The organism is Humibacillus xanthopallidus (genome assembly GCF_044793955.1).
GTDB lineage: Bacteria > Actinomycetota > Actinomycetes > Actinomycetales > Dermatophilaceae > Humibacillus > Humibacillus xanthopallidus_C.
The window spans coordinates 1,476,777-1,491,131 of the sequence record NZ_CP084995.1 but is presented as its reverse complement, the minus strand read 5'-3'; the positions used below and the strand labels follow the sequence as shown (position 1 = coordinate 1,491,131).

Below are 14,355 nucleotides of genomic sequence, written 5' to 3'. Positions count from 1 at the left end.
GCCCGCCGCAGTTGCGGGCCAGGAGTGTGGCCGACGGAACCTGGCGTTTCCCGATGTGGATCCGGTCCCGGGCACACACTGAGGATGAAGGGGGATGAGCACCATGCGCATCACACTCATCGGCCGTATGGCCGCACTCGTCACCGCGCTCGCACTGGCGAGCACCCTCACCTCACCGGCGTCGCCGCCCACGGCGGCCGCGCCGACCGCACCGCCCACGGTGGCCACCGTGCCGGTCGCCTACGCCGGCACCGTCTATCTCACCTTCGACGACGGGCCACACCCCACGTGGACGCCGCGGGTGCTCTCGATCCTGCGCAAGTACGGCGTGCGCGGCGTCTTCTTCCAGCTCGGGCAGAACGTCTCCTACTACCCGTCCATCACCCGCTCGCTGCGCTCCTACGGCAACCTCATCGGCAACCACACGTGGAGCCATCCCAACCTCACGACCCTGTCGACCACCTCGGTCACGTGGCAGCTCAACAAGATGGAGTCGGCGCTCGGCTACCGACCGCGGTGCGTCCGCCCGCCCTACGGCGCGACGAACAGCCGCATCGCGTCGATCATCGCGAGCCGCGGCCAGCGCCAGATCCTGTGGACCGTGGACCCCCGTGACTGGTCGCGCCCGGGCACGTGGACCATCGTCAACCGCGTCCTCGCGAACGTCCGCCCCGGGTCGCGGATCCTGCTCCACGACGGCGGTGGGGACCGGTCGCAGACCGTGGCCGCCCTCGACATCCTCATCCCCAAGCTGCGCGCTCGCGGCTACGTCATCGGCCTGATGGCCTGCTGACGACCGACGCGGGGGTATGCCGTCCGGTGGGCGGCGGCGCACGCCCGCGGGACGGCATACCGCCCCTCGCGACGCCGACGGGCGGGCACCCCGCAAGGAGTGCCCGCCCGTCGATGCGCAGGGTGCTCAGCCGGCGAGGCCCTGCATGATCTCGCGCATGAGCTGGGCGGTCTCGGACGGCGTCTTGCCGACCTTGACGCCCGCAGCCTCGAGGGCCTCCTGCTTGGCCTGGGCCGTGCCCGAGCTGCCCGAGACGATGGCGCCCGCGTGGCCCATCGTCTTGCCCTCCGGGGCGGTGAAGCCGGCGACGTAGCCGACGACCGGCTTGGTCACGTGCTCCTTGATGTAGGCCGCGGCGCGCTCCTCGGCGTCGCCACCGATCTCGCCGATCATGACGATCGCATCGGTGTCGGGGTCGTTCTGGAACGCCTCGAGGCAGTCGATGTGCGTCGTGCCGATGATGGGGTCGCCGCCGATGCCGACGGCCGAGCTGAAGCCGAAGTCACGCAGCTCGTACATCATCTGGTAGGTCAGCGTGCCCGACTTCGAGACGAGGCCGATGCGGCCGCCGCCCGAGATGTCGGCCGGGATGATGCCGGCGTTGGAGACGCCGGGGGTGATCAGGCCCGGGCAGTTGGGGCCGACGATGCGCGTCGTGCCCTTCTCCTTGGCGTAGTTGTAGAACTCGGCGGTGTCCTTGACGGCGACGCCCTCGGTGATGACGACGGCGAGCGGGATGCCCGCGTCGATCGCCTCGATGGTGGCGGCCTTGGTGAAGGCGGCCGGCACGAAGATGACCGACACGTTGGCGCCGGTGGCCTCGACGGCCTCCTGGACGGTGCCGTAGACGGGGACGGAGACGCCGCCCTCGAAGTCGACGGTCGTTCCGGCCTTGCGGGGGTTGACCCCGCCGACGATGACCGTGCCGGACTTGAGCATGCGCTGCGTGTGCTTCATGCCCTCCGAGCCGGTCATGCCCTGGACGATGACCTTCGAGTCAGCATTCAAAAAGATCGACATGGCAGATGTGCCTCAGTTCCTTCTCTATCGACTCGGGGTCAGTTCGCGGCCAGCTCGGCGGCCCGGCGGGCCGCGCCGTCCATGGTCTCTTCGATGATCACGCGAGGGTGGTTGCGCGCCGCGAGGATGGCGCGGCCCTCCTCGACGTTGTTGCCGTCGAGCCGCACGACGAGCGGGCGGTCCTCCTCGTCGCCGAGGGCGTCGAGCGCGCCGACGATGCCGTTGGCGACGGCGTCGCAGGAGGTGATCCCGCCGAAGACGTTGACGAAGACGCTCTTGACCTGCGGGTCCGACAGGATGATGTGCAGCCCGTTGGCCATCACCTCGGCGCTCGCGCCGCCGCCGATGTCGAGGAAGTTGGCGGGCTTCTGGCCACCGAACTCCTCGCCGGCGTAGGCGACGACGTCGAGGGTGCTCATGACGAGCCCGGCGCCGTTGCCGATGATGCCGACGGAGCCGTCGAGCTTGACGTAGTTGAGGCCCTTCTCCTTGGCGGCCGCCTCGAGCGGGTCGGCGTGCGCCTTGTCCTCGAGCGCCTCGTGGTCGGGGTGGCGGAAGTCGGCGTTGCCGTCGAGCGTGACCTTGCCGTCGAGGGCGACGATCTCGCCGTCCTCGGTCTTGACAAGCGGGTTGACCTCGACGAGCGTCGCGTCCTCGTCGCGGTAGACGGTCCACAGCTTCTGGATGACGTCGGCGATCGCGGCCTTGTCGGCCTCGTCGAAGCCGGCGGCGTCGACGATCTCCTGCGCCTTGGCGGCGTCGATGCCCGTGTTGGGGTCGACCGCGATGCGGGCCAGCGCGTCCGGGCGCTCGACGGCGAGCTGCTCGATGTCCATGCCCCCCTCCTTGGAGCACATGGCGAGGTAGGTGCGGTTGGCGCGGTCGAGCAGCACGGAGAAGTAGTACTCCTCGGCGATGCGGGCGCCCTGGGCGATCATCACGGTGCCCACGGTGTGGCCCTTGATGTCCATGCCGAGGATCGCCTCGGCCGCCTCCTGCGCCTCGTCGGGGCTCTTCGTCACCTTGACGCCGCCGGCCTTGCCGCGGCCGCCGGTCTTGACCTGCGCCTTGACGACTGTGACGCCGCCGGACTTCGGCCCGATGCGCTCCGCGGCCGCTCGCGCCTCCTCGGGGGTGGTGGCGATGGCGCCGGCGAGCACGGGCACCCCGTGCTTCTCGAACATGTCTCGGGCTTGGTACTCGAAGAGATCCACGGGTGGGGTCCGTCCTCGTCGTCGATTCGTATCGTCGTCGACTGCACCGCTCTGGCGTGCCGGGGCCCCCGCGCTGGTGCTCGGTCGGTCCCTGCGCGCGAGGCGCAACCGAATCAGGCTGTCTCCCGGACTCTAGTGCCCGTGAGCAGCGACGACGGAACCGGGGAGCGCGGGAACGGACGAAGATCACACTCGACCGTGTCCCGGGGACCGAGCCACACGCATACCTCTGGCGTCAGCCGTGAGACGCGGCGCCCGCCTCGTGGCGGTGGCGTCAGTCGGCGTGGACGTGCGTGCGCACCCAGTCGACGATCTCCATCGTCGTGGCGCCGGGCGTGAAGATCTTGGCGACCCCGAGCGCCTCGAGCTCGGGGATGTCGTCGGCGGGGATGATGCCGCCGCCGAAGACGATGATGTCGGCGGCGTCGCGCTCGCGCAGCAGCTCGACGACGCGGGCGAAGAGGGTGAGGTGGGCGCCGGAGAGCACCGAGAGGCCGACGACGTCGGCGTCCTCCTGGATCGCGGCCTCGACGATCTGCTCGGGAGTCTGGTGCAGCCCCGTGTAGACGACCTCCATGCCGGCGTCGCGCAGAGCCCGGGCCACGACCTTCGCGCCCCGGTCATGACCGTCGAGACCGGGCTTGGCGACGACGACTCGGATCACGCTCGCGGTGGTCTCACTCATGCGGCGCACTCTAGCCAGCCCCGTGAGACGCGGCGCGCAATAGTGACGCATCCGCCACCGTGGGCGGTACGGTCGGCAGGTGGGAGTGGCAGCACGAGCGGCAGCGACGCCGCGCGCAGTCGGCGCCGCGGGCGAGGAGCCCGGCGGCCACGGGGGCTTGCGTGCCGCCGTGGGCGACGTGCTGGGCGCCCTGCTGACGCCCACCGGGCTGGCCGGCGCCGCCCTCGAGGCCACGTGGATGGGGCTGCACCTCGGGCTCTACCCCCTCGGGCTGCTCGGACCGCGAGCCACCGACCGTCGCCAGGGCTACCGCCTCGAGCACCTGCCCCCGAGCCAGCGCGGCCTCGCCATCCACAACGTCGAGGCGGCCGAGACCCCGATCCTGCTGGTGCACGGCATGGTCGACAACCGCTCGATCTTCACCGTGCTGCGCCGTGGGCTCGTGCGCCGCGGCTTCGGCCAGATCGAGACGATCAACTACTCGATCCTCACCGACGACATCCGGTCGGCGGCGGCGCGGCTGGGCGCCGAGGTCGAGCGCATTGTCGAGGAGACCGGCTACGAGCGCATCCACGTCATCGGCCACTCGATGGGCGGGCTCATCGCGCGCTACTACGTGACCCGCCTCGGCGGCGACGCCCACGTGCACACCCTCGTGACCCTCGGCACCCCCCACCGCGGCAGCTACCTCGCCTACTCCTGGAACAACGGCCTCACGCGGCAGCTGCGACCCGGCAGTGCGCTGATGGAGGAGCTCGCCGGTCCCGTCACCGACTGCCAGACCCGCTTCATCGTCTACTGGTCCGACCTCGACCAGGTCGTCGTGCCCCAGCGCAACGCCGCCCTGCACCACGAGGACCTCAACGTCCACAACATCGCCCTGCACGGTGTGGGCCACATGAGCCTGCCGATCACGGGCTCGGTCGTGCACGGCATCTCCGCCGCGCTCGCCCACCTCGACACGTCCGGCGCGACCGTGACCCCCGGCGTCAGCTCCCTGCGCACCCGCCGCACTACCACGTCGGCGTCTCGCCGCACCGACAACACGCCGCTCTCGACGCCGTCCTGAATGCGCGCTGGCGACGGCGTCCCAGGGCCGTTCGGGCGCTGTGCCGGAACCCTCCCGGGGGCGGAGAGAAACCGGTCGAAATACCTGGGGACAAAAGCTGTCGGCAGCTCGCTGGATGCCCTACTGTCGAGCCCAGTCGCGGTCCCCTCCAGCGCGACGGCGGTCCCTCCACGTTCCTACCCGATTTTGCGTAACGAATCGGTCACGTTACCGTTGAGGCTCGCAGTCGGTAACGTTAGGTAACTTCTTCGTGTCACAAAGCTACGTCGGCCGTCATCGGCCAGCCCTCAAGCCGTCCCGGGGTCGACAGTATGTCGTCCCCGTTGCTCTGCTCAGCACGACCGTCGCAGGCGGTCTCCTCATCCGCGACGCCGGAGCGAGCGAGTTGAGCCCTGAGGCGGCTGCCATGAAGAACGTCTCCAACACCGTGGCCGGACTCGGCCTCGCTGCCGACCCCGACGCTGTCGCCGCCGCCACGGCTGGCCGGGCCGGCGCCCGCTCGTCGCGTGACGTCGCCCGCGACGCCAAGACGCTCGTCGTCAGCGCCTCCACGGCCGGCAACGAGACCGCCGCAGAGGCCAAGGCGCGGGCCGACAAGGCAGCCGCCGAGAAGGCCGCCGCTGCGAAGGCCGCTCAGGCCAAGGCTGATGCTGCCGCCAAGGCGAAGGCCAAGGCGAAGGCCGACGCCGAGAAGAAGGCGATCGCCCTCGCCCGCCGCTGGGTCACCCCCGTGACCGGCTACACCCTGACCTCGGGCTACGGCTTCCGCTGGGGCAAGATGCACCCCGCTCAGGACCTCGCCGCTCCCTCCGGCACCCCGGTCCGGTCGATGTCGACGGGCCGCGTGACCTTTGCCGGCTGGTCCAACGAGGGCTACGGCTACATGGTCAAGGTGAAGTACTGGGACGGCACCGTCTCGTGGATGGCGCACAACAGCCGCCTGCTCGTCTCCGTCGGGGAGGCCGTCGTGCCCGGCCAGACCATCGCCTACAGCGGCAACACCGGCAACTCCACCGGCCCGCACGTGCACCTCGAGATCCACCCCGCTGACGCGGGTGCAGTCGCTCCTCGCACGTGGCTCGCCAAGCGCGGCGTGCGCCTCTGAGCGCACCCGCCACCACCCGGCATACGTGTCGAAGGCCCGCTCCCCCACCGGGGTGCGGGCCTTCGACACGTCACGGCTCGTGTATGCCGTCCGGCCCGCCGAGCGCCCATCGCTGACGGCGCGGCCGGCTGAGGGCAGGGCTGGCTGAGGCCCCGGCCCGGCCCGTCAGAGCTTGACGAGCGGGGCGTAGCGCAGGAGCAGGCGCTTGGTGCCGGTCTCCTCACCGAAGTCGACGTGCGCCATCGACTTGTCGCCCTCGCCCTCGACCCGCACGACCGTGCCGAGACCGAACGCGTCGTGGCTGACCCGGTCGCCCGAGTGCAGCGAGATCACCGGACGCTTGCCCGCGCTGCGCACCCCCGGCCTGGCAGCCAGCGTGGCGACGGCCGGACGGTCGGAGCCGCGGGCCCCGCTGAAGGACGGTCCGAGCCGCTGCCAGTCGAGCAGGTCGCCGGGGATCTCGTCGAGGAAGCGCGACGGCGGGTTGTACTGAGGAGCACCCCACGCCGAGCGCACGGCGGCGCGGCTGAGATAGAGCCGCTCGCGGGCCCGGGTGATGCCGACGTAGGCGAGGCGACGCTCCTCCTCGAGCTCCTTGGGGTCGGCGAGCGCCCGCATGTGCGGGAACGTGCCGTCCTCCATGCCGGTGAGGAAGACGACGGGGAACTCCAGGCCCTTGGCCGTGTGCAGCGTCATGAGGGTGACGACCCCGAGGTCGGGTCCGGTCGCACCCTCGGGTGAGTCGGGGATCTCGTCGGCGTCGGCCACGAGCGAGACCTGCTCGAGGAACTCCTCGAGCGCCCCCGCCGGACCGACGTCCTCCGGCTCGACGCCCGGGGGCAGCTCACCGCCGGACTCCTGCAGCTCGGTGGCCCGGCGCTCGTCGTACTCCTGGGCGACGGCCACGAGCTCGGCGAGGTTCTCGACGCGGGTCTCGTCCTGCGGGTCGTGGCTGGCACGCAGCTCGGAGAGGTAGCCGCTCTCCTCGAGCACCATCTCGAGCAGGGCGGCGACGCTGTCGTCGGACTCGTAGGCGGTGCGCAGGCGCTCGAGCAGCGTGGTGAAGCCCTTGATCGCGGCGACGGAGCGAGTGGCGATGCCGGGGGCGTCCTCGGCCCGGCCGAGGGCCGCGACGAACGGGATGCGCTCGCGCTCGGCGAGCGCCGCCACGCAGGCCTCGGCCCGGTCGCCGATGCCCCGCTTGGGGGTGTTGAGGATGCGGCGCAGGTTGACGGTGTCGGTGGGGTTGGAGATGACGCGGAGGTAGGCGAGCGCGTCCTTGACCTCTCGCCGCTCGTAGAAGCGCGTGCCGCCGACGACCTTGTAAGGCAGGCCGACCCGCACGAGCACCTCCTCGACGGCGCGGCTCTGCGCGTTGGTGCGATAGAACACGGCGACGTCGCCCGGCTTGACGCCGTGCTCCGCCAGCGCGTCGATCTCCTTGGCGACGAAGGCCGCCTCGTCATGCTCGTTGTCGCCGACGTAGCCGGTGATCATCGCGCCGTCGCCCGAGTCGGTCCAGAGGTTCTTGGCGCGGCGACCCTCGTTGCGCGCGATGACAGAGTTGGCCGCCCGCAGGATGCGCTGCGTGGAGCGGTAGTTCTGCTCGAGCAGGATGGTGCGCGCCTCGGGATAGTCCTGCTCGAACTCGAGGATGTTGCGGATGCTCGCACCGCGGAAGGCGTAGATCGACTGGTCGGAGTCACCCACGACGCATAGCTCGGCCGGCGGCACGGCATAGGCACCCTCGGGGCCCGTGGCCTCCCCGACGAGCTCCTTGATGAGCTGGTACTGCGCCTGGTTGGTGTCCTGGTACTCGTCGACGAGCACGTGGCGGAAGCGCCGGCGGTAGTACTCGGCCACGTCGGGGAAGGCCTGCAGCACGTTGACCGTCATCATGATGATGTCGTCGAAGTCGAGCGCGTTGGCCTGGCGGAGGCGGCGTTGGTATTGCGTATAGGCCGACGCGACCGTGCGCTCGTAGTGGTTGCCCTCGGCGACCTGCGCAGCGTAGGTCTCCTCGTCGATGAGCTCGTTCTTGAGGTTGCTCACCTGGTGGGAGAAGCCGCGCGCGGGGTAGCGCTTGGGGTCGAGGTCGAGGTCGCGCAGCACGAGGCTCATGAGCCGCTGGCTGTCGGCGGCGTCGTAGATCGAGAAGGTCGACTTCATGCCGACCTTGGCCGCCTCGCGCCGCAGGATGCGCACGCAGGCGGAGTGGAAGGTCATCACCCACATGGCACGGGCCCGGGGCCCGACGAGGGCCTCCACCCGCTCACGCATCTCGGCCGCCGCCTTGTTGGTGAAGGTGATGGCGAGGATCTGCCCGGGCTGCGCGCCCCGCTCGCCGAGCAGCCACGCGATGCGGTGGGTGAGCACGCGCGTCTTGCCGGAGCCGGCCCCCGCGACGATGAGCAGCGGGGTGCCCTCGTGCACGACGGCCTCGCGCTGGTGCGGGTTGAGGCCGCGCAGCAGCGCGTCGGGGTCGATGTCGGTATGCCGGGTGCCCGGGGTGTCGACGCCCCCGCGGGCCGCTGCCTCCGCCCAGGTCGGCACGCCCTGCTCCGTCACTCCCGTGACTGCGCCGGCCTCGGCGGCGGACCCGGTGCCCCTCGAACCACCGGTGGCCACGGCCCCCTGCTCGCGGTCGTAGCCGGGGAAGGAGAGGGCGTCGAAGAGCGTGCTCATGATGGACCCCAGCCTACGTCGCGGCGCCCACAGCGCCCGCCAGCCACACACACGCCACACCCCCGTAGACGCCCCCGCTCGCGCGCGCTCCCACTCGGCCCGGCGCTGGGCTGGGCGACCGGCACCGGCGCTGGGCTGGGCGACCGGCACCGCGGGGGCGAGGATGGGGTCGTGACCGACTTCGAGATCCGCGAGGCCACGCCCGCCGACGTCCCCGACCTCATCCGACTCGTGCGCGCCCTCGCCGCCTACGAGCGCGAGCCCGAGGCCGCGACGGCGACCCCGGCCCAGTTCGAGACGGCACTCTTCCCCGCCGACGGCGACCCCACGGCATACAGCCTCGTGGCCGTGCGGGAGGGTGCGGTCGTCGGCATGGCGCTGTGGTTTCGCAGCTTCTCCACGTGGACCGGGCAGGCGGGCGTCTGGCTCGAGGACCTCTTCGTCGAGCCCGAGCAGCGCGGCCACGGCATCGGCGCCGCCCTGCTGGCGCGGCTCGCGGCGATCTGCGTCGAGCACGGCTGGACCCGGCTCGAGTGGACCGTCCTCGACTGGAACACGCCGTCGATCGAGTTCTACCGCTCGCGGGGCGCCACGCCGCTCGACGAGTGGACCACCCACCGCGTCGACGGGGACGCCCTGACGAGGCTGGCGGGGTCGTAGGTGGCGCGCGCACGCCGGAGGGTCAGCGCGGTCGACTCGCTGTGGCTCAACATGGACCGGCCCACGAACCTCATGGTCATCACCTCGGTCGTGCTGCTCGAGTCGGTGCCCGACTGGGGCCGGGTGCTCGACGTGGTGCGGTCGCGCATCGTCGAGCCCTACCCCGTCTTCAGCCAGCGGCCCGTGCCGCGCCCGGGTCCGTTCGGCCGGCACGAGTGGGCCGACGACCCGCACTTCGACCTCGAGCGGCACGTGCACCGCGTGACGCTGGCCGGGGACGGCACCGATGCCGACCTGCAGGCCTACATCGAGGGTCACCTCTCACGGCCGTTCGACGTGACGCGCCCGCTGTGGGAGGTGCACCTCGTCAGCGGACACGGAGCGGGTGCCGCGCTCGTGTTCCGCATCCACCACGCCCTCGCCGACGGGATGGCGCTGACCCGGGTGCTGCTCGGTCTCACGGAGGACGCCGCGGGCCGGCCGGGCGACCTCACCGACGCCGGCGTCAGTGCCGAGCTGCACGGCATACCTCCTCCTCGAGTCTCGACCACCGACCCAGCCGCGGGAGACGCGACGACCCGCTCCCCCGTCGTCGCGGCGGCGCAGGAGGGGTGGAAGCGACTGCGCCGCAAGGGCGTTCGCGCGGCGGCGTCCGACGCGGCGGGGCTCACGCTGCGCAGCGGCCAGATCGTGGCCGACCTCCTGCTGACGACGAACCCCTCGAGTGCCGTCGGCGGCTCACCCGGTCACCGCAAGCGGATCGTGTGGACGCAGCCGCTGCCGCTGTCCGGGCTCAAGCAGACCGGGCGCCTCGTCGGGGCCACGCTCAACGACGTGCTCCTCAGCGCCGTCGCGGGTGCGCTGCACACCTACCAGCACGAGCGCCCGGGCGAGCCCGTCGACCTCGTCACCATGGTGCCGGTCAACCTGCGACCCCTCGACGAGCCGCTGCCGCGCGAGCTCGGCAACCGCTTCGCGCTGCTCTTCCTGCGCTTCCCCAGCAGCGACGCCACGCCGCTGGGGCGCCTCGCGCTGACCAAGGCGCGGATGGACTGGCTCAAGGCGTCGCCCGAGGCTGCCCTCACCTTCGCGCTCATCTCGGTCATCGGTCGCACGACGGGGGCGCTCGAGCGGCGGGTCGTCGACTTCTTCGCCGACAAGGCCATCGGCGTGACGACCAACGTCGCCGGGCCGCGGCAGGTGCGTCACCTCGCCGGGGTCCCGGTGGCCGGAGTGCTGGGCTGGGTGCCGGGCTCGGGCAAGCACACGCTGGGCTTCTGCATCTTCACCTACGCCGACACGGTGCGCATCGGCATCCTCGCCGACGAGTCGGTCGTGCCCGACCCGGGCGAGCTGCTCGACGCCCTCGAGGACGAGGTCGACCTCCTCGTGCGGCTCGGGGCCGCAGGCCCGACTGGGAGCGAGCCGCGTCGCCGGCGGTCGTAGGGTGGCTGCCATGACCACTGCGACGAGCGTCTTCGTGTCCGAGCCCGGTGATCGCGGCGTCCTGCAGGTGCGTGAGCACGACGTGCCGGCCCCCGCCGCCGGCGAGGTGCAGGTCGAGGTCGCGGCCGCAGGCGTCAACTTCATCGACGTCTACAAGCGGCAGGGCATCTATCCCGTGCCCACCCCCTTCGTGCTCGGCGAGGAGGGAGCGGGCACCGTCGCCGCGGTGGGCCCGGAGGTGTCCGGCGTCGCCGTCGGTGACCGGGTGGCCTGGTGCCAGGCAGCCGGCAGCATGTCGTCCCTGACCAACAAGCCCGCCGACAAGGTCGTGCCCGTGCCCGCGGGTGTGGGGCTCGACGTCGCGGCCGCCGCCATGCTCCAGGGCCTGACCGCCCACTACCTCGTCACCAGCACGTATGCCGTCCGGGAGGGTGACATCGCCCTCGTGCACGCCGCGGCCGGCGGGGTCGGGCAGCTCCTCGTGCAGCTGATCACCGCACGCGGAGCCACCGTGGTGGCAACAGCAGGCACCGACGAGAAGCTCGACATCGCAAGGGCGCTCGGCGCCCAGCACCTCATCAACTACTCGACCTTCTCGTCGTCGGACGACCTCGCCGCGGCGGTGCGGTCGGCAGCGGGGCGCGGCGTCGACGTCGTCTATGACGGAGTCGGCAAGGCGACCTTCGACGCGTCGCTCGCCTCGCTGCGACCGCGCGGCATGATGGTCCTCTTCGGCGGTGCGAGCGGTCAGGTGCCGCCGTTCGACCTGCAACGCCTCAACACCGGTGGGTCCCTCTTCGTGACGCGTCCGACGCTGGGCAACTACGTCGCCGACCGTGACGAGCTCGAGTGGCGGGCGCGGGAGGTGCTGGGCGCCATTGCAGACGGCTCACTCGCGATCGACATCGGCGGCCGCTACGCCCTTGCCGACGCAGCCTCGGCCTACGAGGCGCTCGAGGGTCGACAGACCACCGGCAAGCTCATCCTGGTGCCGGGCGCATGACCCGCACCCTGCTGCGCCACGAGCGCATCTGGACCGGCGACGCAGACCAGCCCTGGACCGATGCGCTGCTCGTCGAGGACGGCCGCATCACTGCTGTTGGGGCGTCGGCCCTCGAGGCCGGGGCCGATGACGTCGTCGACCTCCCCGGCACCCTCGTCATGCCGGGCCTGCACGACGCGCACATCCACACCGAGTGGGTGGCCCGCAGCCTGTCGTCGGTCGACCTGCGAGAGGCGCGGTCGCTCGACGAAACGCTCGAGCTCGTGCGGGTGCACGCCGAGGGGCTTGCGGACGGCGAGTGGCTGCACAGCGGCCGGTGGAACCACAACGTCTGGGACGTGCCGGTCCAGCCCGACCGGCACTCGCTCGACACGGTCTCGGGCGACCGCGTGGCCGCGCTCTCGAGCGTCGACGGTCACACGATCTGGGCGAACTCCCTTGCGCTGCATCGCGCGGGCATCACGCGCGACACCCCCGACCCCGTCGGCGGCGAGATCGTGCGCGATGCCGACGGAGAGCCCACCGGCATCCTGCGCGAGTCGGCGCAGGACCTGCTCGACGTCATCGAGCAGGACCAGGCGCCGCTGCGCCCGTGGCTCGAGCGCGCCCAGCAGCTGCTGCTCTCGGTCGGCCTGACGAGCATCACCGACATCGACGGTGAGGAGACGCGTGCGGCCTACGCCGAGCTGCACGCCGACGGTGCCCTGCGGCTGCGGGTGACCAAGTGCACCCGCGACGGCGACCTCGAGCTCGCGATCTCCGAGGGCCGGCGGTCGGGTCAGGGCGACGACCGCTTCCGGTTCGGGCCGGTCAAGTTCTTCAGCGACGGTGCGCTGGGGTCGCACACCGCGCACATGACCGAGCCGTTCATCGGCCACGAGGGCTGCGGCATCGCCGCGATGCCCTATGACGTGCTGCTCGAGCGCACCCTGCTCGCGGTGCGCTCCGGCCTCGACGTCTGCACGCACGCCATCGGCGACGAGGCCAACCGGCTCGTGCTCGACTCGTTCGAGGCGGTGCGGGCCGACGGCCACGACAACGTGCTGCGCGTCGAGCACGCCCAGCACGTGCTGCCGGTCGACATCCCGCGCTTCCGGACGCTCGACGTCATCGCCTCGATGCAGCCGAGCCACTGCACGGCCGATCTCGAGCTCGCCGACCAGATCATCGGTCCGCGCCGGCTGGCGTCGTATGCGTGGCGCAGCTTCCTCGACGCCGGGGTGCGGCTGGCCTTCGGCTCCGATGCGCCCGTCGAGGACCCGAACCCCTTCTACGGCCTGCACGCCGCTGTCACGCGGCAGCGCGCCGACGGGTCGCCGTTCGGCGGGTGGCGGCCCGAGGAGCGGATCACCCTCGACGAGGCCGTGCGCGCGCACACGGTCGGGCCGCACGAGGCCGTCGGGCGCTCCGACGTCGGCAGGCTCGCGGCCGGCCAGCTCGCCGACCTCGTCGTCGTCGACCGCGACCTCTGGGCGCTCGAGGAGTCGGCACCGGCCGAGATCCGCGACACCGTGGTGCTGCAGACCTGGATCGGCGGCGAGCTCGCCCACGAGCGCAGCTGAGCCACCCGGGATACCGGCTGGGTTGTAGCCCGGACTCACAAACCCGCTCACGCCACGGGGCCCGTGCGGGGCTCACCGCAACGGCGGCAGGTTTGTGAGTCCGGAGGACCTGTGGACAACGGCGCGGGCCCTCGCGGCCGGCACGCCACAGTGACGGGGTGCCTGCACTCGTCGACCACATGGCCCGCCTTGGCGGTGTCGCAACGCGGAGCGAGCTGCTCGAGATCGCCAGCCGCACCGCCATCGCCCGTGCGCTCGCCGACGGCTCGGTGCACCGCCCGCGGCGGGGCCGCTACGTCCTGCCGCAGGCGGAGCAGTCACTGCGGGTCGCCCACGAGCTGAGCGCGGTGGTTGCGCTCCGGTCCGCTGCGCTGACCCACGGCTGGAAGGTGCGCACCGTGCCGGAGCGGCCGGAGGTCATCGTGCCGCGTGTCCGGAAGGTGCGTGACGAGTCCCGCGGCCGAGCAACCCTGCGGCGCGCCGCACTGGAGCCGCACGAGGTCGAGCGCGGGGTGACGAGTCCTCTGCGCACCGTCGTCGACTGCGCTCGTCACCTGCCCTTCGACGAGGCACTGTCTGTCGCCGACTCCGCGCTGCGGAGCGGGCTGCTGCGACCCACGGATCTCATGCGCGCAGGGGCGCACATCCAGGGCGCCGGGAGGATGCGCGTCCTGCGCGTCCTCCACAACGCGCATCGCAAGGCGGCCAACCCGTTCGAGTCGAGCCTGCGCGCGATCGCCCTCGACGTGCAAGGGCTGGCCGTCGTGCCCCAGGTCGGCGTCCGGCTGGCCGGCGGGGAGCGGGTGGCCCCCGACCTCGTGGACGCCACCCTCGGTCTCGTCCTCGAGGCGGACAGCCACGAGTTCCACACCGGCCGGGCTCGCCTCAAGAGCGACTGCTGGCGCTACGACGAGCTCGTGGTCGCGGGCTGGCGGGTGCTGCGCTTCACGTGGGAGCAGGTGATGTTCGAGCAGGTGTGGGTGCGGTCGGTCCTCGAGCGAGTGGTGGCTCTGCTGACCCATCGGACCCACAAACCCCTCGATGGCCTCACCCCTCAGGCCTGACCGGCGGGCAGCACTGAGCCTTTGTGGGTCTGACGAGCGCTCAGCCCAC

Annotated in this window: 12 protein-coding genes; 8 read left to right on the top strand and 4 right to left on the bottom strand. The window is 71.7% G+C overall.

Annotated features, from left to right (window positions below):
* Window positions 1-94 precede the first annotated feature (94 nt).
* Window positions 95-793, top strand: coding sequence for a polysaccharide deacetylase family protein (locus tag LG278_RS06680; protein WP_404392157.1), 699 nt, complete (start codon window positions 95-97; stop codon window positions 791-793).
* 126 nt (window positions 794-919) lie between these two features.
* Here the strand turns inward: LG278_RS06680 and sucD are convergent, their stop codons facing one another.
* From sucD to LG278_RS06665, 3 genes are all read right to left on the bottom strand, one after another.
* Entirely contained in the window at window positions 920-1,813 is an 894-nt protein-coding gene (gene sucD, locus LG278_RS06675; protein ID WP_404392155.1) for a succinate--CoA ligase subunit alpha, read from the bottom strand.
* Window positions 1,814-1,851: 38 nt separating this feature from the next.
* Window positions 1,852-3,027 carry an ADP-forming succinate--CoA ligase subunit beta gene (sucC, locus tag LG278_RS06670; protein WP_404392153.1) on the bottom strand — a complete coding sequence of 392 codons (1,176 nt, stop codon included), beginning with the start codon at window positions 3,025-3,027 and terminating at the stop codon, window positions 1,852-1,854.
* A gap of 274 nt (window positions 3,028-3,301) precedes the next feature.
* Window positions 3,302-3,712, bottom strand: coding sequence for a cobalamin B12-binding domain-containing protein (locus tag LG278_RS06665; protein ID WP_404392151.1), 411 nt, complete (start codon window positions 3,710-3,712; stop codon window positions 3,302-3,304).
* Window positions 3,713-3,791: 79 nt separating this feature from the next.
* Between LG278_RS06665 and LG278_RS06660 the strand changes: the two genes are divergently transcribed.
* Both LG278_RS06660 and LG278_RS06655 read left to right on the top strand, forming a co-directional pair.
* Window positions 3,792-4,781 (top strand): esterase/lipase family protein, encoded by a 990-nt coding sequence (locus LG278_RS06660; protein WP_404392149.1) that lies wholly within the window; start codon window positions 3,792-3,794, stop codon window positions 4,779-4,781.
* A gap of 406 nt (window positions 4,782-5,187) precedes the next feature.
* Entirely contained in the window at window positions 5,188-5,886 is a 699-nt protein-coding gene (locus LG278_RS06655; RefSeq protein WP_404392147.1) for a M23 family metallopeptidase, read from the top strand.
* A 165-nt stretch (window positions 5,887-6,051) separates the two neighbouring features.
* Here LG278_RS06655 and pcrA read toward each other — a convergent pair whose 3' ends face one another.
* Window positions 6,052-8,571, bottom strand: a complete 2,520-nt coding sequence (pcrA, locus tag LG278_RS06650) for a DNA helicase PcrA (protein ID WP_404392145.1) — start codon at window positions 8,569-8,571, stop codon at window positions 6,052-6,054.
* A gap of 171 nt (window positions 8,572-8,742) precedes the next feature.
* Here pcrA and LG278_RS06645 point away from each other — a divergent pair, with 171 nt between their 5' ends.
* The 5 genes from LG278_RS06645 to LG278_RS06625 all read left to right on the top strand — a co-directional run bounded on the left by LG278_RS06645 (window position 8,743) and on the right by LG278_RS06625 (window position 14,306).
* Window positions 8,743-9,231, top strand: a complete 489-nt coding sequence (locus tag LG278_RS06645; protein ID WP_404392143.1) for a GNAT family N-acetyltransferase — start codon at window positions 8,743-8,745, stop codon at window positions 9,229-9,231.
* Complete coding sequence (locus LG278_RS06640; RefSeq protein ID WP_404392141.1) at window positions 9,232-10,677, top strand: wax ester/triacylglycerol synthase family O-acyltransferase; 1,446 nt, start codon at window positions 9,232-9,234, stop codon at window positions 10,675-10,677.
* A 10-nt stretch (window positions 10,678-10,687) separates the two neighbouring features.
* Complete coding sequence (locus tag LG278_RS06635; protein ID WP_404392139.1) at window positions 10,688-11,680, top strand: quinone oxidoreductase family protein; 993 nt, start codon at window positions 10,688-10,690, stop codon at window positions 11,678-11,680.
* Window positions 11,677-13,242 (top strand): amidohydrolase, encoded by a 1,566-nt coding sequence (locus tag LG278_RS06630; protein ID WP_404392137.1) that lies wholly within the window; start codon window positions 11,677-11,679, stop codon window positions 13,240-13,242. Before LG278_RS06635 ends, LG278_RS06630 begins: the two co-directional genes overlap by 4 nt.
* 158 nt (window positions 13,243-13,400) lie before the next feature.
* Window positions 13,401-14,306 (top strand): hypothetical protein, encoded by a 906-nt coding sequence (locus LG278_RS06625; RefSeq protein WP_404392135.1) that lies wholly within the window; start codon window positions 13,401-13,403, stop codon window positions 14,304-14,306.
* Window positions 14,307-14,355: the final 49 nt, after the last annotated feature.

Coding starts and splice junctions, on each gene's coding strand:
- sucD (WP_404392155.1), bottom strand. CDS start 1,813: ATGTCGATCTTTTTGAATGCTGACTCGAAGGTCATCGTCCAGGGCATG.
- LG278_RS06680 (WP_404392157.1), top strand. CDS start 95: ATGAGCACCATGCGCATCACACTCATCGGCCGTATGGCCGCACTCGTC.
- LG278_RS06665 (WP_404392151.1), bottom strand. CDS start 3,712: ATGAGTGAGACCACCGCGAGCGTGATCCGAGTCGTCGTCGCCAAGCCC.
- LG278_RS06655 (WP_404392147.1), top strand. CDS start 5,188: ATGAAGAACGTCTCCAACACCGTGGCCGGACTCGGCCTCGCTGCCGAC.
- LG278_RS06635 (WP_404392139.1), top strand. CDS start 10,688: ATGACCACTGCGACGAGCGTCTTCGTGTCCGAGCCCGGTGATCGCGGC.
- pcrA (WP_404392145.1), bottom strand. CDS start 8,571: ATGAGCACGCTCTTCGACGCCCTCTCCTTCCCCGGCTACGACCGCGAG.
- LG278_RS06630 (WP_404392137.1), top strand. CDS start 11,677: ATGACCCGCACCCTGCTGCGCCACGAGCGCATCTGGACCGGCGACGCA.